The following is a 26,550-nucleotide window of genomic DNA, read 5'->3' as shown; positions in this document are numbered from 1 at the left end:
ACCAATAACTAATGACTAACAATTGGAATTTTAATGATAAATTCAGTTCCTTTGCCGAGAGCGGAAATACAATTGATTTCACCTTGGTGTTTTTCCACAATAATTGAATGGGAAATCGCCAAACCCATCCCAGTCCCAGAACCGATCGCCTTTGTAGTATAGAATGGGTCAAATATCCGCTGCTTGACTCTATCTGTCATCCCTACACCGTTGTCAGCAATTGCGATCTCCACCAAATTACCTTCTACCTGTGTACAAATGTGGATGATTCCCGGATTTTGGCTCTGTTCTTCTACAGCATCGATCGCATTAGCTATTATATTCATAAACACCTGATTTAACAATCCGGCGTAGCAATCTACCAGCGGTAATTCTCCGTATTGTTTAATAACTTGAATTATAGGGCGATGGTACTCCCTACCCGCTACGCTAACGGGCTGAGCTTTCAGTCGGTGTTCCAAAATCATCAAAGTGCTGTCGATGCCTTCGTGCAGGTTGACACTTTTCATGTCAGATTCATCGAGACGAGAGAAATTCCGCAAGCTGCGCACAATATCCCGAATGCGAGTCGCTCCTACCTTCATCGAAGATAGCATTTTCGGCAAGTCTTCTAGCAAAAAATCTAGTTCTAAACTATCGATTTGATCCTGAATCGCTGGCGGTGGTTCAGGAAATTCCTCTCGATACATTTGCAGTAGTCTCATGAGATTTGTGGTGTATTCTTCTGTGTAGGTAAGATTGCCAAAAATAAAACTGATCGGGTTATTTATTTCGTGAGCAATGCCTGCTACCATTTGACCCAGACTTGACATTTTTTCGGCTTGAATGAGCTGAGTTTGAGCTTGCTGGAGTTTGTACAAAGCCCTTTCTATTTTAGTGGCTTGTTCTCGCGCAATTCGCGCTGAATCGAGACTTTGAGTGTAAAGTTCTGCTTGGTTAATCGCAATAGTTAATTGATTCCCGACTGCGACTAACAGTTCCACTTCCTCGTCACTCCAGCACCGCGTGATACCCGAAGTAGCGCAGCAAATTAGACCAATTCGACTCGAAGGTGTCTGAATCGGAATGTCTAACAGAGAATTGAATCCGATAGACAGGAAAAAATCCCGTTCTACCCCATCATTAACAGCCTCAAAATCGTCGATGCGAATAATTTCCAAATTGGCAATTAGTGCCGCGTGAGAACCTGTCATCGCAGTAGGATATAAACCTAACAGCGAGGGCAAATCAGGATTTTTGGCCTCGTATGTTACATTCCAAACAGGCTGTTCTGCGTCCGGCTGATACCAAATAAATAGACATCTATCGACTTGCAGCAAATCGCGAATCTGGTGTACTGTTGTTCCTAAAATAGTATCTAAATCCAGAGAAGCACGAATTTGACTCGCTAGTTGATTCACCAGTTTTTCCTGCTCAGCTAATTTGCGGAATCTCGCTTCTGACTCTTGCAATTTTCTTTGATATTCTTTTTGTTCCGTAACATCCAAACCCAAGCCAATCAACCCGATCGCACTGCCGGTGTCATCTTTTATTTTAGTTTTGATTATCTCTAAATGGTGTAATTCTCCATCAGCCAGTTGCAAAATTTCTTCACAATAAAATGAACAATCTTGACTCCATGCTTGCACATCAGATGCCATGCAGTTAGCCGATTCCTCTACTCCCAAAACTTCGGAATAGTGAGATGCAGCCAAAAATTTTGATTCAGGAATAGCCACATCTTCACAGAACGTTTTGTTAACTAACAACATCCGGCCGCTAGTATTCGTCATCCATACCCAGATGGGAGCATTATCAATAATTCCCCTCAAAGTTTGCTGTTGTTTCCCTAGAGCCACTTCGGTTTGTTTGCGTTTAATTCCCAGGGCGATGGTATCGGCTATGGATGGTAAAGCAATCTGCGTTGATTCCTTCAATTGTTGGCGACAAAACATCGCAATTACTCCTACTAATTGATTGTCAACAATCAGCGGATATCCGGCAAAAGCGACCAGTCCCTCTCGCGAAGCCCATTCTTTGTCCATGATATGGGGATGGGGATCTTCTAAAACAGCATTAGTCAGGTGGGGTTTTAGCTCTTGGGCTATTAAACCAATCTTAAATTCCCCCACAGGAATGCGACTGTGAGCGCCGTCTATGTGAGTATAAATCCCCCCACTTGCTTGTAGTTCCAATATATTGTCACCTGGATTTAAAGTCCAAATCCGAGCAAAAGCAGCATCCAAATGGTGCACAACTGCATCGCAGCACTTTTGCAAGGTTGCAGCCAAAGTGGGATTTTGAGTGAGAGCAATTCCTACCTCTGCTGTGAATACAGACAGTTTTAATTGTGCTTCTAAAGATTGTTCTGCTTTTTTGCGATCGCTAATATCGGTGCAACTACCGACAATGCGATAAATTTGCCCCGATTTGTCCCGCAGCGGAGTCAGGTTTGTCATCAAACACACTTCTTTACCCTCGAAATTAGCGATCGCTTCGTAGGAAATTGAACTCTGTTTTTGGAGACATTCTCTGAGTTTTGTCCGAAAAAACGTTCCTATAGCTGTTCCAAACAGTTCTTGTGGAGTTTTACCCCACGCTTCCTCGGTGCTGATTCCACCCAGTAACTCGGCTGCTGGATTTAATCCGACGTAGCGAAACTCTCCGTCTTCCCCGACATCTACTACGAAAATGATGTAGTCCACACCGTCGTAAATGCTACGCAAAAATTCTGCTTTCTGTCGTAGTTGTTCTTCTGCGGTTTTGCGATCGGTAATAGGGCGAGTAACTCCTAGGATACCAATTATATTTCCTTCTTGGTCTCGCCACGGACTTTTAGTTGCTAGATATGTCTCCAGGTTCCCGTGAATGTCTTCTACTACTTCTTCGACGGTTTCCTCAATACCAGATTGGATAACTCGTCGGTCTATCTCTAAAAGTTTAGTAACTATTTTTTCGGAAAATAAATCAGTATCTTTTTTGCCTAGAATCTCTGTTTTTGACTTGCCAAAAAAAGCAGCAGTTTTCGAGTTAATCGAGACATACTCACCCTGAGTATCCTTGACAAAAATCAAGTCTTCCGTCCTGTCAAGTATACTTTCTAAAATAGAATTTCCTAGGGATTGGCATCCGGTAATGTCACGACCGACAGCATAGATTAATTCCTCTTCTCTAACAGAATTAATAGTCCAGGATATCGACTTATAAGAACCATCTTTGCATCTATAGCGGTTTTCCAATTTCTGAGAACTATTACTATCAGCTAGACTAGCAATTTTTTGACAAGTAATTTTTAGTTCTTTTGGATGTACAAACTCAATGAATTCTTTAGCTAAAAGTTCTGATTCGGAATAGCCTAGTAAGTTGGTCGTTGTGGCATTAACGAGTTTAAAATAACCGTCGAAACCAATCACGCATAGCATATCTAACGAAAAGTTAAACAAGCGATTTTTGGCATTTATTTCGTTGAATACGCGCTTTTCTTGGAGATTCTCTGTAGGAGTTAGTCCCCCTGAATCCGCCGAAAAGAACATCTTAGCTGCGGCGGACACTGCTAAAAAATGAATTGCTAGTTTACTTTGATAGAAGTTATGCAGGTTGGCTGTTATGCTAAACAATTTTGATAATAATTGTAGAATTATCCCCATTGAAAATAAACTAGGAATGCTATTTTTCATACTATTCCTCTAAATTTAGGTTAGTTATTGTGGATTGATAAACGTTTAAATCTAGATCTAAAATTACAATTCGGCAATTACCTGTTATTTATTATCTCCACCCAAGGAGTACCTCATGTTACTGACAAAAGCTATCTATCAAAATTTAATTCCTTTTTTATAATGGCACTAACTCTAGGAGATCTGCATTAGACATTTGGCGTAATATTGGCGTAATGTTGGCCTAATTCTTGTAATCAGTGGGATTGAATTAGATTGAATTAATGCTATTCACAAAAAATGAAGAAAAAATGAAGGTGTGGTTATGATTTATGAAGAAACAATGAAGAAGGACAATCTCAGGCTTTTATATATTAAGACTTGTCACAAATCTGCTGTGCAACTCCCATGTTATAAATCAGGGGTTTTGAGAATCATCGGTTGACGAGAAAGAGGAAGAAGCAGTAGCAGACAAAGCAGCCTTGCGCCCTAATTGCTGTTCCCGAATTCGCTCCAAATTTCCCGTCGGAATAGCAGCAATCAGTTGGCGGGTGTAAGCTTGCTGCGGCTGGCGGTAAATGCGCTCTGCTGTGCCAATTTCTTCGATTTTACCCTTGTTCATGACGATCGCCCGATCGCTCATAAACTTTACAACACTTAAATCATGAGAAATAAAAATATAAGTTAATCCAAACTCTGTCTGTAACTCCTTCAATAAATTTAAAACTTGGGCTTGTACCGAAACATCCAAGGCCGAAACCGACTCATCACAAATAATAAATTTAGGATTTAAAGCCAAAGCCCTAGCAATACAAATACGCTGGCGTTGACCCCCAGAAAACTCGTGGGGATAGCGCCCCATGAAATTAGGATTCAAACCAACTCTCTCTAATAAATAAGCGGCGCGATCGCGCTGTTCCTGCTGATTTTTACCAACGCTATGAATCACCATCGGTTCCATCACCGCCGCCCCAACATTCAGCCGCGGATCGAGAGAACTAAAAGGGTCTTGAAAAATAATTTGCAAATCCCTGCGCAACCAGCGCAACTTGCGGGCATACTCTTTCTGTATCCGATAATTAGCCATCCATCGCCATTGAGAAATATTGTAAGCAGGAGGCGTAATTTCTTGACCTTCAAAAAAAACTTGACCGCTAGAAATCGGAATTAATTGTAACAAAGCTCTAGCCAAAGTAGATTTTCCACAACCAGATTCGCCTACTAAACCCAAAGTTTCCCCTGGATAAACCTCAAAAGAAATATCATTCACCGCCATAAACAAGCGCTTAGTTTCCCCAAATATACCAGGCACGGGGAAACCCACTTTCAAGTTATTTACAGTCAATAAAGGAGCGCTAAGATTAGGTAGCCGTGGTGCTTTTCCCGTGGCAAAAGCGGACAATCCGCCGCTGCTATCACCATCTAAATCGATATTTTTTTCCACAATTACTAACTCACCGCTAGCGTTAGTGGTGACATCCATAAAATCCGAAACTGTGGGTAAACGGCGCAATTGCTTTTCCAGAGTTGGGCGACAAGCTAATAGACCTTTTGTGTAAGGATGTTGGGGATTGCTAAAAATTTGTTCGATCGCCTCGCATTCCACAATTTTACCTCGATACATCACCGCCACCACATCAGCAATTTCAGCAATGACGCTCAAGTCGTGGGTAATAAAAATCATGGCCATACCTCTAGAGTCGCGCAACTCCCGCAGCAAAGCCAAGATAGTTGCTTGTACTGTGACATCTAAAGCGGTGGTAGGTTCATCTGCAATTAATAAAGTGGGATTGCAAGAAATCCCCATTGCAATCATCACCCGCTGGATTTGGCCTCCCGATAGTTCGTGGGGATAGCGATCGAGCATAGCCTGTTTTTGAGCGTTGATGAGCTGCATCAAATCGCGGCCTCCAGTCATTCCCTCTGGCCCCTCTGGGGAGGAATCCTGCTGTCTCCTGGCCAAACATTGCTGCTTGAGTTCCCCATCATCGGGTAGTAGCTTCACCTCTTGCAGCAGAGAAGCGGCCTTGCGTCGTGCGACGATTGGAGATAGCTGTTGGTGCAGACAAATCGCTTCCGTCAGTTGAAACCCGATGGTGTAAACGGGGTTGAGCGAACTCATTGGTTCTTGAAAAATGGTCGCAATTTGGCTGCCGCGGTATATTTGTTTTTCCTGGGAGTGCATTTCCAGTAGATTCACTGGCTGTTTCTGAGTGCCGTCTGTGCTTGAAGAGAACCAAATTTCCCCCGAAATTTGAGTTGATACATTGGGCAGTAAACCCATAATAGCTAGGGAAGTGACGGATTTTCCTGACCCGGATTCTCCCACGATTCCCAGGGTTTGGCCTCGCTTCACGTCAAAGGAAATGCCGTCAACTGCTTTGACTGTTGCAGGCCCATCGCCTGCATCGGCAGAGTCAAATTCAACCCGCAGGTTGCGAACTTCTAGGACGGTTTCACTCATGGGTGTATGGCAAGAGTTCAGGGGATGTTAGGTGGATTGTAGCAGAATCTTAGGTTTGTTAAATCTCGATCGCAGGTTTTCGGGCCTGTTCGACAAACAAGGAATTTAGGCGATCGCCTTAACTATGTGTCATTTATTACTTTCAGTATCGCGATCTACTTGTTCTTTCTGAGATTCCGGCGCTGGTTTTTGTTGATTTTGCGATTTTTTAGTTTTCTCTAAGGCCTCGGCGTAGGACCAAGCCATGCTTACCAAAAAAGCTTTGGCCATACCGTCCACATTGTTTAAATCCCGGTTTTCCGGCGATTCAGCTTTATCATTGCCATCCTTGGTCATATTTTTGTCAGCTCCTGGGAAAGTTTTGCTAGGGACTTTTTGCTGCGTGCGATCGAACCAAACAACTTGTAATTTTTATTACTTTTGCTGGCTAATTATCTTTAAAAGTAATACCGTAACTCATCATATCATAAACTGGTTTAGCGATCGATAAATTAGAAAGAAACTTGAACTTGGCTAGTTACCCGTAGCACGGACTCCTGTTGAAAATTGTCCTTATAGGTTTTAATGATTTTCTGGATATAACGCTCTTTTTCAGGAATATTTTCATACCTGACTTTTTCGCGCAATAAAGCATCGAGATTGCTTAAAGGTTCGTCTAGCAAAAACACCGCCGGCTGGCGGACTAAAGCGCGTCCCAGGGCGACTCGCTGTCGCTGTCCTCCCGATAGTTTACCTGGTTTGCGATCGAGTAATTCTGTCAATCCCAGGGATGCTGCAACTTCCGTCACTAATCTGTGGATTTCGGCAGAGGAGGTTTTACGAATTTTGAGGCTCGATGCCATATTTTCGTATACTGTCATGTGCGGGTACAGCGCGTAACTTTGAAATACCATGGCAATATCGCGATCGCCTGGTCTAAGATAAGTGACATTGCGATCGCCAATTCTAATCTCGCCCCTAGTCGGCTGTTCCAATCCTGCAATTAACCGCAAAGTCGTGGATTTTCCGCACCCCGAAGGCCCAAGTAATGTCAGAAATTCTCCTTCGCTGACATCTAAACTAATGTCTTTGACGGGAACAACTTGAGGGCTGTAGGTTTTATTGAGGTTTTTTAGTTGGAGTTTTGCCATCATTTTTAATTGATATACGAACCGCGAAGGCGCGAAGGACGCGAAGGAAGAAGGAAGAAGTAAGAGTTGATAAGTGATTTGAGCCTAATTCAAAGTTCAAAACTATCCTTTTACTGCACCGGCTGTTAAACCTTGAACGATGCGCCTCTGGAAGACTAAAACTAGGATAACTAAGGGTAAAGTACCCAAAACAGTAGCGGCGGCGATCGGACCATAGGGAATCTCAAATACCGAGACACCACTGAGTTGAGCCGTTGCTACAGGAATAGTTTTCAGAGATTCGCGAGTCATAAATGTTAGTGCAAAAATAAACTCATTCCAAGCAGAAATAAACGTCAAAATTCCCGTGGTTACTAAAGCGGGAAAAGTCATCGGCAGCACAATCTGCCACAGCATTTCAACGGTATTGTATCCATCCACCTTAGCTGCATCTTCCAAATCTTTTGGTAACTGCTGAAAAAAACTTCGCATCACTAAAATAGTCAGGGGTAAATTGAGCGCCGTGTAAGGAATAATTAATGCTAAATAATTATTTCCCAAATTTAACGCTTTCACAATTTCCAACAGTCCCAAAAATAGCAAAACCGCAGGAAATAGCGTCACTATCGTAATAGTCGCCAGCATAATTCTCTCGCCCCACAGTCGCAATCTTGCCAAAGCATAAGCGGCAGGTGCTCCTACAGCCAAGCACAAGAGTGTAGAAGTAATGGACACAAAAGCGCTATTTAAAATGTAAAGTCCAAAAGGGCGGCGGCGGAATAAAGACAGGTAATGCTCGAAGGTAATTCGCTTGGGAATGTAGACATTGGGAATAGCAGAAATATCTGCATTTACCTTGAAAGAAGTCAGCACCTGCCAGATAATCGGTGCGAGAAAATATGCCGCAATTAACAGCGCTGATATGGGGACAATTAATTGCTGGATGTGAAAAGGTTTTTGGGTAGGTTGTTCGCGGGCTATGGACATAATTTAATTTCCTCCGGCTGCATTGACACGGGATCTCGATAACCAGTAAACTGCGATCGCAACTGCTGCTACTAACAACAAAAAAGTACACACCACCAACGCCGCCCCATAACCAAAGTCTAAATACCTCATTACCGTGCTGTAAATGTAGATAGAAACGGTTTCAGTTCCCCCGGCTGGCCCTCCTCCCGTCATCACCTGAATCAAGTCAAAAATGCCGAAAGACTGAGCAAATCGAAACAACAAAGCAATCACAATTTGGGGCATCAGCAGCGGCAAGGTAACTTGACGAAAACTCTGCCAGCTACTAGCACCATCAATGGCATGAGCTTCATACAAATCCGCCGGAATTGATTGCAATCCAGCTAATAAAAGCAAACTGACAAACGGCGTAGTTTTCCAGACATCTGCTGTAATCACTGCCATCATTGCTAAAGTTGGATCTCCCAGCCAACTAATGCTTGTTTGAATCAATCCCAAACGGATCAAAAAGTCGTTAACTACGCCGTATTGATCGTTAAAAACCCATGCCCAAGCTACTCCCATTAACGCCGTAGGCAGTGCCCAAGGTAGCAGAGAAATTGTGCGCACAATTCCGCGCCCAGGGAAAGATTGATTTAATACTAAGGCAATGCCCATACCCAGAATTAATTCCACCACTACAGAAACAACAGTAAATACTGTGGTGTTGCTCAAAGTTTGCCAAAAACGTCCATCGCCTAACATACGATGGTAATTAGCAAAACCGGAAAAAACCAGTTTGAGTTCAGTACCGAGGTTTTGGGTGAATAAACTTAACCAAAAAGCGCGTAATATTGGGTAAGCAAATACTAGCAGCAAAATTATTAAAGCTGGTGCTACTAATATCCATCCGCTTCTTTGTTCGCGCTGTCGCATTATGTCTGATTTCATGTTGTTTATTTTTAATTGATTTTTGGGCCAGTGGATGAGGAGGGTAGGCACGCACCATCCACTACCCCTACAAAACGATGATTTGTTTGAGAATGAAACAGCCCTGGGGTAGGGGGGGGTAGGGGTCTAGGGCCCGCTATCGGCCAGGGAAGTAACTTCTTCCTTCTACTGAGCTTGTTTAAAACTGCCTAATAAATTGCGAGTTTCACTAGCAGCAGTTGTCATCGCTTTTTCTGAAGTCATTTTTCCGGTAAAAGCTGCACTCAAATATCTTTGCAAAATATCTGAAGCTTGAGCATATTGAGCGATAGCAGGACGCAAAGCTGATTTTTCTACTACTTTTAAAAGCTGTGGGTAGTGGGGATATTGGGTGACAATTTTTGGATCTAAAAACAGAGATTTGTAACTGGGAACTAACCCGGTTTCTAAAATAAATTTTCGCTGGGTTTCCTCGCTAGTAAGGTATTGAATGGCTCTCCATGCTTGCTGTGGATGTTTTGAGGTTTTGGCTATTCCCCAGCCCCAGCCACCCAAACAGGAACCGCCTTGTTTACCGACACTGCTGAGCATTGGTGCGATCGCAATTTTGTCTTTAACTTTCGATCCTGCCGTATTCGCTAGCCTCCAAACATAGGGCCAGTTTCGCAAGAAAAGCGATTTACCGCTTTGAAACAATAGCCTGGTTTCTTCTTCGCCGTAGGTGCTGACACCAGCAGGAGAAATCCCAGAGGCGATCGTACTTTTGAGAAATTCAACAGCTTTAATTGCCTCCGGTTTATCTAGCCCCACTTCAAAGGTGTCAGGGTTGGCCCAGAAGCCGCCAAAGCCAGCGAGTACCTCGACAAACATCGCAGATACTCCCTCATATTGTTTGCCTTGCCACAGATAACCCCAGGTGGTTTTTCCCTGTTTTTGCAAGTTTTGAGAGATACTAAACATCTCTTCAAAAGTTTGGGGCGGTTTAATTCCAGCGTGTTCTAAAATGTCTTTGCGGTAATAGAACATTCCGGCATCGGAAGCGTGGGGAATCCGGTAAAGTTTGCCTCGATACCGCCCGCCTTCGACGTTACCTTTGATAAATTTTGAAAGTTGTTGGGGAGAAATTTTGTTTGTTAAATCGAGCATCCATCCGGCGGCGGCAAATTTGGGAACCCAGACAATATCCATGTTGATGATGTCGTAGGGCGAATCGCCTAACAAAAAGGCAGATGTGTAAAGATTTTCTAGGAGGTTGCTATCAAATGGCCCTTCGATGAGGTTGATGCGAATGTCGGGGTTTTTTTGTTCAAATTCTTGGATGAAGGGTTTCCAGTTCACAATGTCTTGGCCCTGCATTAACATTGTCAAGACTACTGGCTGCTGGGTGCGGGCTGGGAGGATAAATAGGAACAAGAAGGTGACTAGGGTGAGGGTGAATAGGGCTAATAAAGTGGGTGGCTTTTGCCACCCCCATGAAGGTGGGGAGTTGATTTTGTGCATGATGTTGTCAGAAATAGAATTGTGCGATCGCTATTTCTCTCATAACTCGCTTTCTGTTGTTTCACGGGATTTAGCCAGTTTGTGCAATAAAAATTTAAGTTAACTTAAGCTTACTTAATAATACGGGAGTGCAGAGTATCAAAGGGGGCTGATATAAAATCCTCTCTTCATCGTCCTGTATTAAACTCTCTCTTCTCTTGCTTCGCGTCCTACCCTACGGGAACGGCTTCGCCGAACGCGCCTTCGCGGTTAAATCACCTGACGATACAACCGGAATTGATATGACGGATGACTTCTTCCTTGTTGCTTCTACTTATTTCTAAATACAAAAAACACCGCTCCTCGAAATAGGAGAACGGTGCATAGGGGGTGTTATGGGTTGTTGTCTGGGATTAACCCTAACAAATCAGTTTTGTCCTCTGGCAAGGCCTTGTGATGGTTCAGAAATTGGCACAAACCTGTGCGATCGCCCCATCGATCGTGGTTATTGACCCAACCACTCAACCACAGCATCTTCCTTGGTATTGGTGTTCCGTTGAGGGGTTTCGCGCTCGAATTTCATGTGGACGGCGCGGTTTTGTTCGCCATCGGCGGCTACTGCAAAAATCGGATAGTCGATCGAGCCATCTTGGAAAGACATCTGGAAGCGGAAAGTGCCATCAGCATTCAGCTTGATCTGTTGTCCGCCAATGTATACAGTCGCGTCAGGTTCCGTAGCACCATAGACGATCAGTTCCGCATCAGCAACCAACCAGAACTGACGGGGGCGCATCGGTGCTGCGAAGCCAACTCCAGACATACCAGCACCGGACATGGTGAGGCCAGACATACCCACACCGGACATGGTGAGGCCAGACATACCCACACCGGACATGGTGAGGCCAGACATACCAGCACCGGACATGGTGAGGCCAGACATACCAGCACCGGACATGGTGAGAGCGGACATACCTACGCCGGACATGGTGAGAGCGGACATGGCCGGGGCTGCCCACATACCCACACCGGAGGGGAAAACGTAGGAACTTAAAGCTTGTTCGTGGATGCCCACTTGCTGAACCGAACCTGCGACGTGCTGCATCGATCCGAAGACAGAACCTGCGACGCGCAAGGATTCCGCCGATTCTGCCATACCAAATATTTGCTGGTAAATGCCGTTACCGTTGCTGTAAGCGGCGGCTGTTGCTGTGGCCATTTTCTTGGCCGGAGGAACCAGTTCGGCGAAGGTTTTGCCACGCAAGTCTTCTTGCCAGTCCAGGGTGATGAATTGGTCTTCGATCCAGTCACTCGGATAGACTGGCGGGACGCGGACTTGGGCCGATCGCGCTAATACCAACCAACGGCCGTCGGCGCAGCGGTAGCCGATGTCGATCGCATAATCGCGATCGCTAACGGGGATTGGGACGTACCATTCGCGGGCTAGTTCGTCGCAAGGATATTCTTGAATGCTGTGGGGACTTTGGATTTCGAGGTTAACATCTGTGACGTCGTAGATCCGCAGGGCCAGTTGCTGTCCACCTAGGCGCCGCATTTCTTGTTTGCGATCGTTGGAAATATCCCAGTAGGTATAAGCCCATTCGGGGTCTCGTGGCATCAAAACAACCCGACTTTCGCCATACCCGTTGGGCAAATCTGCTAAACCTTCATCGACAGAGGAAAGAGAACCACCTGTCCGATCTTCTTGACCTAGTTCAAATTTTGTTGCTTCCACTGCTTCTTGCGCCTCTAATTTACGAGATGGACTGTATGAAAATTTGGTACGCTGAATTTCTTGAATTGATGCCAGAAGTTGCGATTTCCGCATCCGGCTGTAGCGGGAGACTCCACATTCGCTAGCTACTTTGCGTAGTTGCCGCAAAGTCATCTCTTCTAATGGTGGGCGTTCTTTTGCCATAAATTTTTTCTCCACTAATTTTGGATGGCGGGTTAGGTTTTCCGGTAACATACAATAAATATGTTGACTTTTTGAGGTAGAAACTCTTGATAACAGCAAATATGCTTGAGCTTCCAAACCTCTCCAACCTTTGAAGCCTTGCTTGTTTTCACTTAGTTAAGTCGCCCATATGGAGGCTATAACTTGTTGGCTTCCGCGCGCTACATCCGGTCTAGCTAAAGGTTTTCCCTCGATTTTTACTCGACAAAATCGATGAGAGTGAGTGCGATCGATGCTACTACCAATGCTATTGATCGCAGCTCGGACGCTCTTTGACTCGCAGAAATGGTTATTCACAGCATTTCTTTGGGATCGCTTTGTCATGGTTTAATAATGCAGACAATTTACGGTCTGGTCAAGGGGTTGTTCGCTTCAATCATGGGTACTTATACGCATTTTCGTGATTTTGGGGATCAATATGTCAGGAAATCCTGACATACTTTAGTTTAGGGGATCGGTCTTGAGGTAAATGTTAGGATTTGACGACATATTTGTGGTTGGGGGCGATCGGGTGGCCAGAAACCGGGTTTTTTTCCAGAACATTTCGTTAGAGTCCACAAAAACCGCAAAAACCCGGTTTCTTTAGTAACGATTATTGAGTTTTGTCAGCGTTGGCAAATTCTTGAATTATTCGTTCGCTGGCTCATACTATATGCTACTATAGCAGATAGTAGCATGATTAAATCAAAGGTAGAAGATACAATGTCTATAGAATTAAAAGAAAAAGACATCGTGGGTGGAAAACGCAAGCGGGAGTTGATAGCGGTATACATCCCCAAAGAAAAGAAAGTCGCTTTAGAGGCGTGGGCCACCTCAGAAGAGCGATCGGTTTCTTGGATAGTCGCCAAGCTGATCGATCGAGCACTTGACTCCCGTCAACAGCAGCAGGAAGGTTCGGACAATGACAAATAACCCACTTAACTATCTCGAAGATCCTGAAGATGAAATCCAGCGTATGGGGAACCCTCAAACCGAATCCGTTATAGCAGGAACCAGAAAAAAAGCAGTTGAACGTTGCTTAGAAGAAGCAAAAGGACGGAATTTACTCGCAGTTCAACACTTTCAGAAAAACATTTGGCAGTGTATTTTCCCAGGAGGCGAAGATGAAAACTAAAGGTACAATTGTTTGGGACTATAAACAGGGTTGGAATTCTCCAGAACTAGAAGTTCCAGCAACAGGTAAAATTGCTATTTTTGTCGATTACCCAGATGACGACTTAAGTATGCCCATCATCGAACTCGAAGTAGAAGAACTTTTGTCAAGTTTAGGCTATGTTGGTGAGGGTCGCTACATTGGAGAAAACGATCGCCTCAAACCCTGCGATACAAAAACTGTTACTTATGTAGAAACATTCTCCATTGAAGAGTTGAGCCATCATCTCAGAATACTGAATCAAACCATCATTCCGAGGGAATGGTTTTATATCTTAAATTCAGAGGGAAATATTATTCATCTTCAAAAGGCGATCGTTCCAGCATAACCGCTCCGCTTGGGATTTACGCACGAGTGGCCAGAAACCTGGTTTTTGCGAGAAAACTTCGTCATAACACGCAGAAACGCATAAAAACCCGGTTTCTTTGGTCTGAGTGGGTAAGTCCTGAGAATGAATATGTCTTTGGGAAGATGATAAACTGGAAAACATCCGGCTGAGGCTGTCGGAGGAGTGAAGGTGAGAAGCAGTAATTCAATTTACAGGAGTTAGACTCAAATGCCCCCAAGCCGCCAATTAGCTGATTTAGAAGAAACTTTAGATTCGTTGTATGAAACTATCGGCGAAGCACAGAAGCGTCTTGCCTACGCTAACGATATCTTTGAAAAGAACGCTATAAAACAACGAATTAGGAAAGAAGTTTCCCCAGAAATTCGCAAGTATGAGGCTGAGTATTGGGCTTTGCTCGCGAAAGAGACATATTCTTATGCAGTTGAAGAAGATGAGGCAAGTAGTGCGATTGTAGAGGTTCAGGCGCAAGTTGTACGAGTAATTGAAAGCCAACCTAATCTGAATGATGAGTTAATGCAGAAGTTACAAGCAATTCTAGAGAAGCTGAATGAACCGGAGACACCTGTAGCAGCTAAAGCGATGTTAGCTTTGCCTCTGATACCTGGGATTTTGTCCTATGAAGTCGAACTGGATACAGAAAACTTGTTGAGAAGGGCATTTGATCCAATCAAAAACCTCTGCAAAAGGGCTTTACAAAAAAAGTAATTAACCCCGATACCTCTTGCCCGTATCGGGGCTTGTCAGCATTTACAGAACAAGATAAAGACTTATTTTTTGGGCGGGAGGAGTTTACACAGCAATTAGTAGAGGCTGTGAAAAAACATCCTTTAGTACCTGTAATTGGTGCGTCTGGAAGTGGAAAATCTTCTGTTGTGTTTGCTGGACTCATTCCTCGGTTGCGGGCAGAGGGAACTTGGCTAATTGAGTCTTTTCGTCCTGGTTCTCCCAATAAAAATGCTTTTAGTAACTTGGCATCAGCACTTCTTCGCCAGTTGGAAACTCAAATGACTGAGACTGAAAAACTGATAGAGAGTAACAAGTTGTCAAAAGCACTTGAGCAATCACATATCCCTTTGTCGGAGGCGCTCACTCGCACTTTAACAAAATATTCAAAAAAACGTTTTTTATTGGTAATCGATCAGTTTGAAGAACTGTATAAGCCAGATGTTAAAGAAGAAGATCGACACAATTTTTTAAACCAAATTCTGAATGCTATTAAAGAACAGCATAATTGTAATTATACTCTTCTCCTGACTTTGAGGGCTGATTTTATACCATTTGTACTGTCATATCAACCTTTTGCGGAAGCTTGGTCAAAATCAGACCACAAATGGCTGCTACCGATGAATCGTCAGGAGTTGAAAGCTGTCATTGAAGAACCTGTAAAGCATAAGGTAAAAATTGCAGCTAAATTAACTGAACGTATTCTCAATGCGGTAGAAGGTAAAGCAGGTAATTTACCTCTACTAGAGTTTGCTTTGACGGAGTTATGGACAGAAAAAAAACAGGTTGATGGTGAGTTTGAGTTAACCTATCAGGCTTATGAGGACATTGGTGGAGTAGAAAATGCCTTAGCTAAGCACGCACAAAAGCAGTATAATGATCTGAATCCGGCAGAACAGCTAAAAGCACAACAGATTTTTATTCAATTAGTCTATCCAGGACAAGGAACAGAAGATACACGAAGATTGGCAACTCGTTCAGAAGTGGGAACTGATAATTGGGATGTCGTTGCCAAGCTAGCCGATGCACGTCTGGTTGTGACAGGAAGTAGAACATTAGAGGCAACTCCCACCGGTAATCTTCAAGAATCTAATTCTGCTTCTGAAGAAACAGTTGAAGTTATCCATGAAACGTTAATCACAAAATGGAAAATTTTAAAAGATTGGATAGATGGCGATCGCGAATTCCGTACCTGGCAAGAACGGTTACGGGCAAATATAAATCAGTGGAAAATTAGCCAAAAAGATAATGGTGCATTGTTGCGAGGATTTTCTTTAAATGAAGCTCGAAACTTCCTCAAAAAGTATCGAAATTATATAACAGATCCTGACGAGCGTCAATACATTAAGATCAGCTTACAAGTTTTTAGAAATGAGGAAGCTATACGTAAAAAGAAAGAATTTGAACTTCGTACAATCTATGAAAAGAACAAGACATTAGCGGAGGCGAAACAACAAGCTGAAGCTCAATTAACTGAAGCGCAACAGGAAAAGAAATATATTATTACTCAAGCTGAGCAAGAAAAAACGCAGATCCTTACTCAAGCTGAACAAGAAAAGACACAGCTCATCGCTCAAGCTGAGCAAGAAAAGACGCAGATCCTTACTCAAGCTGAACAAGAAAAAACACAGCTTATCGCTCAAGCCGGACAGGAAAAGACTCAGATTGTTACTGAAGGCAAGCAGGAAAAAAAACAAATAATTCGCAGTGGGCTTTCTGGACTAGCTGTAATCGTGGTTGTCGCGTTAACAGTAGTAGGTGCAGCATGGAAAGGACTGACAGAAACTCAAAAAGGTACACAGCTAGAACAGCAAAGTAATAGCATTGTCAGACAATTTGCCAATAACCAAATACAAGGTTTACTCTCGGCAATACAAGCAGGAAAAGAGTTAAAAGAACAAGTAAAAGACAATCGTCCGCTTGAAAAGTATCCCACAATTAGACCAATATCAGTTTTACGAGAAATCCTAGACAAAATTCACGAAAAAAATACATTTAATACGAATCAAGAAATAATAAAAAGTCTTAGCTTCAGTCTCGACAGCAAGTACATCGCCACCGCAGGACAAGATGGGACACTCCGACTCTGGAATTTATCAGGAAAACAAATTATTAAACCAATAAAAGCACATGACGGTAGGGTTAATGGTGTAAATAGTGTCAGCTTTAGCTCTGATGGTAAAACGATTGCTACATCCGGTGAGGATGGTAAAATCAAAATTTGGGACTTATTCGGCAACTTAAAAATTACTTTGTTAGAGAAAGAGGGCGGAGTTAAAAGTGTCAGTTTTAGTCCCGATAATAAAAAACTAGCCACAGCAGGCGATTATGGGATTGCTCGCATCTGGGACTTATCCACTAAAAGTTCGGTTCAATTAGAAGGATACAAAGTAATAAAAATTAATAGTATAACTTTTAGTCCTGATGGGAAGAAAATTGCTACGGCTGGATATGATGGCACGGTCAGATTCTCAGACTTATCAGGAAAACCAGTAGGTTCCATAATAACACCACATAATGGGAAACCAGTTTATCATGTCAGTTTCAGTCCAAATGGACAACTTTTAGCTACAGCAGGGGAAGACAATGTAGCACGTATTTGGAACTTATCTGGACAAGAACAGAAAAAGCTAGAAGGGCATCAGGGTTTAGTGAGTTTTGTAAGTTTTAGTCCTGATGGCAAGCGTCTCGTTACAACTTCAGAAGATGGAACAGTTAGAGTATGGGACTTCTTGTCTGGACAGGAAATCTATCGGTTTAAAGGGCATGAGCGCAAGGTTTTAAGTGCTAGTTTTAGTCCAGACGGTCAGTATCTAGCTTCTGCGGGAAAAGATGGTAAAACTAGAATTTGGAATTTATCAGATCGACAAAAGACTCAAACGACTCAATTTAAAGGTCATCAAAGCGATGTCAATACTCTGAGTATCAGTCCTGATGGAACGCGAATGGCTTCTGGAGACAATAATGGTTTTGTCAGATTGTGGGACTTGTCTACTAATAAGCAGATAAACAAAGAATTTAAGGCTGATAATAGAGGTCGTATTTTGAGTATAACGTTTAGTCCAGATAGCAAGTTTTTGATTTCAGGTGGAGAAGAGGGAATTGCTAAAATTTGGGATTTATCGGGACAGTTAATCAGACAATTGAAAGAAAAGCAAGGCAATTCTTTTATTTCTAGTCTTAGTTTCAGTTCAAATGGAAAGTATATTGCTACAACAGGCGCAAATCAAACGCCTAAAATTTGGAGTTGGGATGGTGAAAAAATTGCCAAAAAAATTGCAACGTTAGAAGGTCATAAAGATTTAGTGTATCAAGTTAGCTTTCATCCCAAACAAGAGCTTATAGCTACTGCTGCATGGGACGACACGATTGGACTGTGGAAGTTGTCTGATAATAAAGTGAACAAAATTAAAATCTGGTCTGGAGATCAAGGAAAAATTCGGAGTTTGAGTTTTAGCTCTGATGGAAAATACCTGGCTACAGCAGATGACAATAGTGAACTTAAAGTCTGGGATTTATCAGGTCAAGAAAAACTTAAGTTATTTACTTATCAAAGAGAAATTCAAGCTGTAACTTTTAGCTCGGATGGCAAGTATATTGCGACAGGAGGAAAGGATGGAACGGTTAAACTTTGGGACTGGCTGGGACGGCAAGTTTTTGAGTTTAAAATCGAAAAAGGTTCAGTTTGGGATATCAGTTTTAGCTCTGATGGACGCTCAATTGTTGCCGGTGGTGATAGCGGTGAGTTGCAGTCATGGCCGGTTAAGGATCTAGATCGATTGTTGGCTGAAGGCTGTGACTGGCTGAAAGGATATCTTGAAAATTCTAGACAAGCAAAAGATAGATTGGAAGTCTGCCGTAATAAAGATAGCAATCCTAAATGAATTATCAACATCTTGTAGGTTGGCTTGAACGAATTGAAACCCAAAGCTTGCCGAAACAAGAATGTTGGGTTTCTTTCCTTAAGTCAACCTACTATTGCGGTGCCCACTGCGGATCGTTGCTAAGGTCATTGCTCAACGTTATATTACGTGGCTCATCTGGATAGAGATACGAGAGAGACTCAACAATTTTTGTGGCTTCTGCAAGACTTAGAGTATCGGAATGTAAATGATAATTCCACGCAGAACTATCACCATCTGATGGACTATTTTCTGATGTATTATTAGGTAATGGTGGACGAGCACTTATAATAACGTCTATAGAAGACTTATCAGAAGTTTTATCAAATTCTTTGTATCCAATAATCACTTCACCAAAAGCAGGTGAATTAACTGCTTTAAGTTTTGGGGCATAAGGAGGTCCCCCTGCACCAGGGCCTTCTGCGTAAGCAGTGATTGTAAAACTATTATTACTCGCATTCTTATAAGAAATTTGATACTTTACGTCATAGCCGTATGGATCTTTAGGAGGAACTTCAGGTTTAAAGCTATGAAGTTTAAATCCTGGGGGAAGATAAGTTGGTAAAACTGCATCAACTTTGTGTAGTTTACCCAGACTGTCTTTGAATACAATATTTTTCAACTGTTCTACTTGCTGTGGTATTAGTTGTGAAGCTTTAGCTACAGCATCTTTTGTCGGCTGAGGTTTCCGCTTAGTAGCCGTGATTATAGCTTCTCCTACTTCAACACCATCCAACTTAGGAACTAGAACTTGTTGAAATTGATATGCGCGTTCCTGACTAGAAAATTGCGCTACTAGGATAAATGTCCCTTCTTTGTCTATCCTAGTTTTGTTGTAATCAGCATCTCCACAAAATTTAGATTGTACAGTTTCTACATCAACATTCATACTGTTGTAAAAAGGCATCCAAACAGGATAAGTCTTGAAATTATCTGCTTTGGCGTCCTTGGGTAGTTTATCGCTACAACTTGCTTGCGGGAACGAAATGCTGTCAAAAGGATTCGTGGGTTGACTGGTTTTCGTCTCTGGCAATCGATCGACTTTTTGCGGTTGTGGTGTTGACTGTACTTTAGAGTTAGTCTGAGTTCGATCGCAGGCCACTAGAAAGCCAATCAGGAGTCCAATCATCAATGTATTTAGTTTCATATTGTTTTTTAGATCGGGTTAAGGATTCAGGTATTGGAGCGATTCAACGATTTTGATTGCTTCTCTAATATTAATAGTTTCGGTAGAAAAAGAGTATTCACGATTTGTGTTTTTGTTGTATAAAATGCCAGTAGCACATACTAGATGTGATTTATTTATGTCATTATCAAAATATGTATATGCAACAATGATTTTTCCTAATTCTTTTGAATTTACTTCAATCTCCTTGTATCCTAAAGGTTCATCACCACAAAAACAACAAGCACTGGCAATTTCAAACCTAGAATCGCTTGAATTACTATATTCAATACGATAGTAACTATTATTTGAATCTTTCCAAGCGTATAATTTTTTAACTTTAAATCCAGGAGGAATATAAGTTGGAACAATAGCTTTGAGTTTTAATCTTTCCATCTTTAATTTATCCTTTAGCACTAAGTCGCTTTTTTCTAAAGACACCAACTTCTCGACTTCTTGAGTAGTTAGTTTTGCAGCTTTTCCGATCGCATATGGTGAATTATCAGCACCAACTACATTATCAGCTTTTTTATCTTGACTTTGTTGATCACCTGTGGGTTGTGCGGCTTTAGCTGCATTTTTAGTAGATTTTGGTATTGGCTTACCACCTATGACGGTAGCCTCACCTACCTCTACACTGGTATTCCCTAACTTACGTGCCAGAAATTCCTTAAATTGATTAACACGTTTTTCGTCAGTGAAAGATGCGACTTGTATAACGTATTTGCCCTTATCTTTTGTGGTTATTTTTAAAGCATCTCCACAATAATTAGCCTTAATAGTTTGTAAATTGCTGTCGCTGTAATCGACGAATACTGGATATAACTTAATTGTATCTGTTTTCTTGTCAGTTGGCATTCGATCGCCACAACCTGCTTTAGGGAATGAATCGCTATCAAAAGGATTAGGTAAATTTGTGGCTGTGGGTATGGATGTTGGTGTTTTTTCAGATACTACTGGAGTGGTTGTTGCTTTTGGTGTTGATGTTTTTTCAGATACTACTGGAGTGGTTGTTGCTTTTGGTGTTGATGCTTTTTTAGATACTACCGGAGTGATTGTTGGTTTGGGTGTTGATGTTTTTTCAGATACTACCGGAGTGGGTGTCGGGCTGGGTGTGGCGCTTGGTGATACTGTTGGTGCAACTGTCGTAGTGTCGTTACAGCCAACTAACAGTGCGATCAATAATCCAGGGATTGCCAAATTTAGTTTCATGTTTAAGATTTATTTGTATGTATAGCATCAATTCCGACTCTCAGGCAGAGTCATCAGGATGTTTTACGCAGATAAATCTAACTAAATAAGTCGGCTTCTCAGCCCGATCGCAAAATTTCTACTTTTACCAGTCTTGACAAAAAAGTAAATTTGTGAATACAGCAGATATTTTACGTCAATCCTGTATAATCGGTAGTGAAGCTCGATCGCCCAAACCGAATATGCCTGCCAAGGATCTCTACCACGATACTGTCAAACAAGGGCTCATCAAAGAAGGGTGGAAATTCAATCTGAGGTAATTAGCCAATGGATAAGATAGAGAACTATCGCACTCTAATCAAAAAGATTTTGAGCGAGTACGATCGCCTAATCGCAAACCAAACCACAGCCAATACAGAGATGCTTCTAGCCTTTGACGAAAAACACGATCAATATCTTTGGTTTCAGGTAGGATGGCAACAAAATAAAAGAATCAGAGGAATTACAGTTCACATCCAGATTAAAAATGATAAAATTTGGATAGAAGAAGATTGGACAGAAGAAGGAATCGCCAACGAACTCTTAAAAGAAGGAGTTCCTCAAATCGATATAGTGCTGGCTTTTCACCATCCAGACGATCGCCCTTTGACAGATTTTGCTGTTGCCTAAAAACCTCCTTACCTAGCAAACTCTAATTTTGCCTCCCGCTTGTTCAAATGCTAACTAGCACTTTCTTCCAGCAATTGACGAACAAAATTAGTCCTTGTAGGGTGCGTCGGTATCAGATTTTTCAGGTTCCCAAATAGATGACTGATGGCGACGCACCTACGATATCTACTGAGATGATATATTGTCGGTAACGAGAGTCCTTGTAGGGTGCGTCGCTATCAGATTTTTCAGGTTCCCAAATAGATGACTGATGGCGACGCACCCTACGATATCTTCGTTTATGTAGCGGCGGTTTCAACCGCCGAGGATTTCGCAACAACATCGAAACATTCACCAACCGTAATATAATAAATTACAGCAGTACATCAATCCCATATCTCAAATCCCATGCCCCTAACGCTTTACAACAGCTTGACCCGTCGCGAATCACCTTTTGAGCCGATCGAACCAAAAAAGGTACGGATGTACTGCTGCGGCGTTACGGTGTACGATTACTGCCACGTCGGCCACGCCCGCGCTTACATTGTATGGGACATGGTGCGCCGCTATCTGATGTGGCGCGGATACGATGTTCGCTACGTCCAGAATTTTACCGATATTGATGACAAAATACTCGATCGCGCCCGCGAAACAAATTCCACAATGGAAGCCGTAGCCCAACGCTTCATCGACGAATATTTTGCAGACATGGACAAGCTGAATATTCTCAGGGCCGATGAATATCCCCGCGCCACTCACTCGATGGATGGCATAAAACGGCTGATTCACGAATTAGAAAATAAAGGTTATGCCTACGCTTCTGGCGGCGATGTTTACTACAATGTGAGGCAGTTTGCCGATTACGGAAAACTTTCCGGCCGCAAGTTGGAAGAAATGCAGGCTGGGGCTAGCGGCAGATTGGAAATCGCAGAAATAGAGGCTCAAAAAAAGCGAGATTCGTCTGATTTTGCTCTATGGAAAAGCGCTAAACCCGGTGAACCTGCATGGGATTCATCTTGGGGAAAAGGCCGCCCCGGATGGCACATTGAATGTTCGGCGATGGTGCGCGATTGCTTGGGTGAAACTATTGACATTCACTGCGGTGGTTCCGATTTAACTTTTCCGCACCACGAGAACGAAATCGCTCAATCTGAAGCGGCGACGGGGAAATCTCTTGCTAATTATTGGATGCACAATGCTTTTGTGACTGTCAATGGCAAAAAGATGTCTAAGTCGTTGCACAATTTTATTACAATTCGCGATTTGTTGGAGGGGAATTGGTCGGGTGATTTGGAATCTAACTCCCCCCAGCCCCCCCTTGGTAAGGGGGGGAGTAAGAATGATGCGAAAGCGGTTGAGCCGATGGCGGTGAGGCTGTTTGTGTTGATGGCGCAGTACCGCAGTCAGATTGATTTTACTGAAGAGGCGATCGCCTCTGCAAAAAATGGCTGGCATACTCTTCAAGAAAGTCTACTTTTTGGTGATGTGCACGGTTCCCAATTGGGCTGGGATGCAGATAAAATTCTGGACTTGCCCATAGTGGAGAGTGAGGCTGTACAGCAATTTAGAGCTGCGATGGATGATGATTTCAATACTCCGAATGCTTTAGCTGTTCTGTTTGAATTGGCGAAGGAATTGCGGCGCGAAAGGAATATAATTGTACATGGGGGAAAAACGGAAATACCTTCGGAAGTGTTGCAACAAAAGTGGCAGAATCTTGTTAAGTTAACCGAAATTTTAGGATTTAAAAAACCCAGTCACCACGTGCTAAGTGGGAATATCAATCTCACTTTACAAATTTCTGGTATTGGTAGAGGTACAATCATAAGGGGATTAACTGATGAGGATATTGAGGCGATGATTCAGCAGCGGAAGGATGCGCGGAAGGCTAAGAATTTTGCTGAGGGCGATCGCCTTCGTGATGAACTTAAGGATAAAGGCATTACTTTGATAGACCAAAAGGATGGTACAACAATCTGGCACCGCGGTTAAAAAATCCCATTAGTACAGTTCAAGACAATCTAATGCGCTGTTTTCCATAAATTCTTGAATTGTTTCAACTCCACACCGAAAGATTGCTTCCACGCTACTTGTCGGTGCATTACCGCATCGCAGCCAAATCACTTTTGGAGGTGATCCGTAAAGACGACTTCGTTCAGCAAAGTCCGCGTCCTGCGTTACAATACAAAAGCCTTCAGACTTTGCAAACTCCCAAATCTCGCTATCATCTATTTCGGTTAGATTATGGAACTGAACATGACTAGATTCAGGAAAAATATCAGCAAGTAGAGTTACGAGTTTCCGGCTTAAGTTTTGGTCAAATAGAAGTTTCATAAACAGCAGTTTCAGACGCCACCTACCACAGCAATCAGACAACGTTCTCTGTCAGCAGCAAATTCTAAACACGCTCGAATGTCGAGCTCCGTCAACTCTGGAAAGTCGTCGATAATCTCTCCATGAGACATTCCCGCAGCCAGCCAACCCAACACATCATATACCGTAATTCGCATTCGCCTGATGCAAGGCTTTCCACCGCGTTTACCTGGTTCAATCGTAATGATGTTCCGATAACTCATAACAAAACCGAGTTGAGTACACTTTTATTTAAGTTTAGCCTAGATTATTTAACTTCTTCACAAACTTCGCCACAGCACCCACAAATTCTGCGGTAGACTCATAAGGCAAAACATTGCGCCCCGGCATTAATAAACCTTCCGCACTGGGAAAATTAGCTAAATATTGCGCTAATCTTTCCTCTGGTTTTTCTTCCTTACCAGCTTGACTAATACTGGAAGCTTGTTCTCCCATGATGACGAGTGTAGACCGATCGCACTTTTGGATAGTGCTACTATAATCCTGCCGCCAAAAACCCGCTAAAAACGAGAAAACCGCATGACGGCTGTCAGGATTAGCCGCCCCAGCCTGCAAAGCATCCAGCCATTCGCTGTCAACTTTTGCCGCATCCCCAAACAGTTGTTTAATGGAAAAAGAGCGCAGAAATTCGGTGCGTCTGGCGTAGCGGTAAAACGCATTTCCCAAGGGAGAATCTAACAAATTCCACACAATTCTTTGCTGCTGTGCGGTAGAATGTTTGTTCATCACCCCCCAAGCCGGAGGTCCAGCCAGCACTAGCCCCTGCATTAAATTCAAACTGCTTTCCTGCTCAATTTTTGCTAAAGCTAAGGCTACTGATAATAAAGCACCTTGCACCAGGACGATCGCAGGTTTTTTGACTACAGTCTCCAAGAAAAACTGCAACTGTGCCGCCCAATCGTCGGGATAGCAGGCTACAGCAGGCATTTCGCATTCCCCACAACCCAAAAGATCGGGATTGTAAATCGGATTGCTCTGGCCTGCTTGGTTCCAACTTTCGCAAAATCTATGCCAAAAGACCCTTGACAAACCAACTCCTATAGGATGAATTAATAACAAAGGAATGCTATCTTCAGTGGCAGTAGTTGGGCGGTAAACTTCATAAGCACAGCGATAATTTTGCCACTCATAAAACAGCGTTGGTGATTTTATCGACAAAATGGCTGACACATCTTGAGTTGAAGATTGCGGTTGCATATTATTTTTTTGTGCAGAAGTTAGTTTTTATTATAGTATAAGTAGGGGCGGCTTTCACCCTAACAATTTTGGGTAAAAGAAGAGATAGATAAACCCACCCTCTTAGACTACATTTATTATTTAATTATGTCAGAACAGCGGATAACTATTTCTTTACCTAACTTGCTGCTCATCATAGCATCTTCCTTGCTGTTATTGCTGCTGTGGCAATTGCGGAGCCTGTTAGTAATTATCATGATCTCAGTCGTGCTTGCGGCTTCCATCGTACCCATAGTCAATTGGGCCGAAACCAGGCGGATTCCCCGCTGGCTGGCAGTGATTATGGTTTATTTAGCTCTCATCGGCGGATTTAGTGGCACTGTAGTATTAATTGGCCCCACAGTCATCGAACAAATAGAATTACTGCTGCGACAGTTACCAGTTTATGCCGAAAGTCTAGAAACCGCCGCCACGAGCTTAGCAAGTCGCTTGACTGACGATGCACCAAGCTTGGTGGGACAATTGTTGGATACTCAATCTTTGACTAATTGGCTGATTCGATCGAGTCAACAACTGGTTTTGCGATCCTATAGTTTAACCAGAGGCATTCTGGGCGGTTTCTTCAGTTTAGTTTTAGCCTTATTTATTTCAGGTTACATGGTAGCCGACAGCGAAACCTTAATTAACAGTTTAGTACAATTTTTCCCCAAACCTTGGGATGAAAGATTAGCAGCCCAAGCTACACCGATTGGTCAAAGAATGGGAAGTTACATTCGCGGGCGATTTTTAGTTTCCGGGATTTTAGGCCTATTCATTACCACAGGTTTGAGCATTTTGGGAATGCCGGAATTTTCTTTAGGCTTAGGTGCGATCGCAGGCGTGACCAACCTAATTCCCTTCATCGGCCCGGTATTGGGAGCAGTGCCAGCATTAATCGTAGCATTAGCTAAAGGTGGTTGGGTACTTTTATGGGTATTGCTATTATTTGCGATCGTCCAAAACTTAGAAACTTACGTCCTCGATCCTTTATTGGTCGGTTCCTCCGTAGGAGTTCATCCTTTGTATCAATTATTATCGGTTTTAGGAGGGGTTCAAGTATTGGGAATTATCGGGGCGGTGATTGTGCCACCTTGGTTTGCAGGAGTTGCTGCTTTGATTGAAAACTTGTATTTAAAACCCAAGCTTAGGGGCGAACATAGGTCAGCATTAACTCAGGCTAAAAAAAATTCGGACTTACCACCTGTGACACCTTCGATGTGACAGCAATTAACCACAATAGGTCTAGGGTCAAGGGTTAGAATTTGGAGAATACACTCTTGCTGAAGGATGCCAAACAGCCTGGGCTTTGGGA

22 protein-coding genes and 1 pseudogene are annotated in these 26,550 nt (G+C 42.8%); 9 read left to right on the top strand and 14 right to left on the bottom strand.

All coding sequences use genetic code 11. The annotated features are described in order from the left end of the window. Window positions 1-8 precede the first annotated feature (8 nt). From AAFP11_RS09360 to AAFP11_RS09320, 9 genes and pseudogenes are all read right to left on the bottom strand, one after another. Window positions 9-3,656 carry a PAS domain S-box protein gene (locus AAFP11_RS09360; protein WP_341736804.1) on the bottom strand — a complete coding sequence of 1,216 codons (3,648 nt, stop codon included), beginning with the start codon at window positions 3,654-3,656 and terminating at the stop codon, window positions 9-11. Between the two features lie 397 nt (window positions 3,657-4,053). Further along, window positions 4,054-6,099, bottom strand: a complete 2,046-nt coding sequence (locus tag AAFP11_RS09355) for an ABC transporter ATP-binding protein (protein ID WP_341736803.1) — start codon at window positions 6,097-6,099, stop codon at window positions 4,054-4,056. A gap of 129 nt (window positions 6,100-6,228) precedes the next feature. Further along, window positions 6,229-6,435: a hypothetical protein gene (locus tag AAFP11_RS09350; protein ID WP_341736802.1), complete on the bottom strand. Its 207-nt coding sequence runs from the start codon at window positions 6,433-6,435 to the stop codon at window positions 6,229-6,231. Between the two features lie 167 nt (window positions 6,436-6,602). Beyond that, window positions 6,603-7,229: pseudogene (locus AAFP11_RS09345) on the bottom strand (DUF3574 domain-containing protein); the annotation flags it as partial. Between the two features lie 102 nt (window positions 7,230-7,331). Then, window positions 7,332-8,195, bottom strand: coding sequence for a carbohydrate ABC transporter permease (locus tag AAFP11_RS09340; RefSeq protein WP_341736801.1), 864 nt, complete (start codon window positions 8,193-8,195; stop codon window positions 7,332-7,334). Between the two features lie 3 nt (window positions 8,196-8,198). Then, window positions 8,199-9,107 carry a sugar ABC transporter permease gene (locus AAFP11_RS09335; protein ID WP_341736800.1) on the bottom strand — a complete coding sequence of 303 codons (909 nt, stop codon included), beginning with the start codon at window positions 9,105-9,107 and terminating at the stop codon, window positions 8,199-8,201. 165 nt (window positions 9,108-9,272) lie between these two features. After that, window positions 9,273-10,586, bottom strand: coding sequence for an ABC transporter substrate-binding protein (locus AAFP11_RS09330; RefSeq protein WP_341736799.1), 1,314 nt, complete (start codon window positions 10,584-10,586; stop codon window positions 9,273-9,275). Window positions 10,587-11,070: 484 nt separating this feature from the next. Continuing rightward, window positions 11,071-12,480, bottom strand: a complete 1,410-nt coding sequence (locus AAFP11_RS09325) for a DUF4912 domain-containing protein (RefSeq protein WP_341736798.1) — start codon at window positions 12,478-12,480, stop codon at window positions 11,071-11,073. A 156-nt stretch (window positions 12,481-12,636) separates the two neighbouring features. Continuing rightward, on the bottom strand, window positions 12,637-12,843 hold the full coding sequence (locus AAFP11_RS09320) for a hypothetical protein (protein WP_341736797.1): 207 nt from the start codon (window positions 12,841-12,843) through the stop codon (window positions 12,637-12,639). 351 nt (window positions 12,844-13,194) lie between these two features. On the opposite strand from AAFP11_RS09320, the gene AAFP11_RS09315 reads away from it, so the two are divergent. The 5 genes from AAFP11_RS09315 (at window position 13,195) to AAFP11_RS09295 (ending at window position 18,628) form a co-directional block, all read left to right on the top strand. After that, window positions 13,195-13,431 carry a hypothetical protein gene (locus tag AAFP11_RS09315; RefSeq protein WP_341736796.1) on the top strand — a complete coding sequence of 79 codons (237 nt, stop codon included), beginning with the start codon at window positions 13,195-13,197 and terminating at the stop codon, window positions 13,429-13,431. Continuing rightward, the gene (locus AAFP11_RS09310; protein ID WP_341736795.1) at window positions 13,421-13,633 is read left to right on the top strand and encodes a hypothetical protein; all 213 of its coding nucleotides are present in this window, start codon (window positions 13,421-13,423) and stop codon (window positions 13,631-13,633) included. The genes AAFP11_RS09315 and AAFP11_RS09310 overlap by 11 nt, the downstream gene beginning before the upstream one ends. Further along, entirely contained in the window at window positions 13,623-14,000 is a 378-nt protein-coding gene (locus AAFP11_RS09305; protein WP_341736794.1) for a hypothetical protein, read from the top strand. The genes AAFP11_RS09310 and AAFP11_RS09305 overlap by 11 nt, the downstream gene beginning before the upstream one ends. Window positions 14,001-14,228: 228 nt before the next feature. Continuing rightward, on the top strand, window positions 14,229-14,726 hold the full coding sequence (locus tag AAFP11_RS09300; RefSeq protein ID WP_341736793.1) for a hypothetical protein: 498 nt from the start codon (window positions 14,229-14,231) through the stop codon (window positions 14,724-14,726). A 32-nt stretch (window positions 14,727-14,758) separates the two neighbouring features. After that, the gene (locus AAFP11_RS09295; protein WP_341736792.1) at window positions 14,759-18,628 is read left to right on the top strand and encodes a cytochrome D1 domain-containing protein; all 3,870 of its coding nucleotides are present in this window, start codon (window positions 14,759-14,761) and stop codon (window positions 18,626-18,628) included. A gap of 91 nt (window positions 18,629-18,719) precedes the next feature. On the opposite strand, the gene AAFP11_RS09290 is transcribed toward AAFP11_RS09295, so the two are convergent. Further along, window positions 18,720-19,793, bottom strand: coding sequence for a hypothetical protein (locus AAFP11_RS09290; RefSeq protein ID WP_341736791.1), 1,074 nt, complete (start codon window positions 19,791-19,793; stop codon window positions 18,720-18,722). Between the two features lie 18 nt (window positions 19,794-19,811). Then, on the bottom strand, window positions 19,812-21,023 hold the full coding sequence (locus AAFP11_RS09285) for a DUF4367 domain-containing protein (protein WP_341736790.1): 1,212 nt from the start codon (window positions 21,021-21,023) through the stop codon (window positions 19,812-19,814). Between the two features lie 152 nt (window positions 21,024-21,175). Here AAFP11_RS09285 and AAFP11_RS09280 point away from each other — a divergent pair, with 152 nt between their 5' ends. From AAFP11_RS09280 to cysS, 3 genes are all read left to right on the top strand, one after another. After that, window positions 21,176-21,322, top strand: coding sequence for an element excision factor XisH family protein (locus AAFP11_RS09280; protein ID WP_341736789.1), 147 nt, complete (start codon window positions 21,176-21,178; stop codon window positions 21,320-21,322). 7 nt (window positions 21,323-21,329) lie between these two features. Further along, window positions 21,330-21,671 (top strand): XisI protein, encoded by a 342-nt coding sequence (locus AAFP11_RS09275; RefSeq protein ID WP_341736788.1) that lies wholly within the window; start codon window positions 21,330-21,332, stop codon window positions 21,669-21,671. A 387-nt stretch (window positions 21,672-22,058) separates the two neighbouring features. Then, window positions 22,059-23,642, top strand: a complete 1,584-nt coding sequence (gene cysS / locus AAFP11_RS09270; protein WP_341736787.1) for a cysteine--tRNA ligase — start codon at window positions 22,059-22,061, stop codon at window positions 23,640-23,642. A 9-nt stretch (window positions 23,643-23,651) separates the two neighbouring features. Here the strand turns inward: cysS and AAFP11_RS09265 are convergent, their stop codons facing one another. From AAFP11_RS09265 to AAFP11_RS09255, 3 genes are read right to left on the bottom strand one after another with little or no spacing between them, the layout of a single operon-like run. Continuing rightward, complete coding sequence (locus AAFP11_RS09265; protein ID WP_341736786.1) at window positions 23,652-23,984, bottom strand: DUF5615 family PIN-like protein; 333 nt, start codon at window positions 23,982-23,984, stop codon at window positions 23,652-23,654. An 11-nt stretch (window positions 23,985-23,995) separates the two neighbouring features. Beyond that, window positions 23,996-24,226 carry a DUF433 domain-containing protein gene (locus tag AAFP11_RS09260; protein WP_341736785.1) on the bottom strand — a complete coding sequence of 77 codons (231 nt, stop codon included), beginning with the start codon at window positions 24,224-24,226 and terminating at the stop codon, window positions 23,996-23,998. A gap of 34 nt (window positions 24,227-24,260) precedes the next feature. Beyond that, the gene (locus AAFP11_RS09255; protein ID WP_341736784.1) at window positions 24,261-25,220 is read right to left on the bottom strand and encodes an alpha/beta fold hydrolase; all 960 of its coding nucleotides are present in this window, start codon (window positions 25,218-25,220) and stop codon (window positions 24,261-24,263) included. A gap of 126 nt (window positions 25,221-25,346) precedes the next feature. On the opposite strand from AAFP11_RS09255, the gene AAFP11_RS09250 reads away from it, so the two are divergent. After that, the gene (locus AAFP11_RS09250; protein WP_341736783.1) at window positions 25,347-26,459 is read left to right on the top strand and encodes an AI-2E family transporter; all 1,113 of its coding nucleotides are present in this window, start codon (window positions 25,347-25,349) and stop codon (window positions 26,457-26,459) included. Window positions 26,460-26,550: the final 91 nt, after the last annotated feature.

The organism is Microcoleus sp. CAWBG640, assembly GCF_020883015.1.
Classification (GTDB): Bacteria; Cyanobacteriota; Cyanobacteriia; order Cyanobacteriales; family Microcoleaceae; genus Microcoleus; species Microcoleus anatoxicus.
This window is presented reverse-complemented; position numbering and strand designations above follow the sequence as displayed.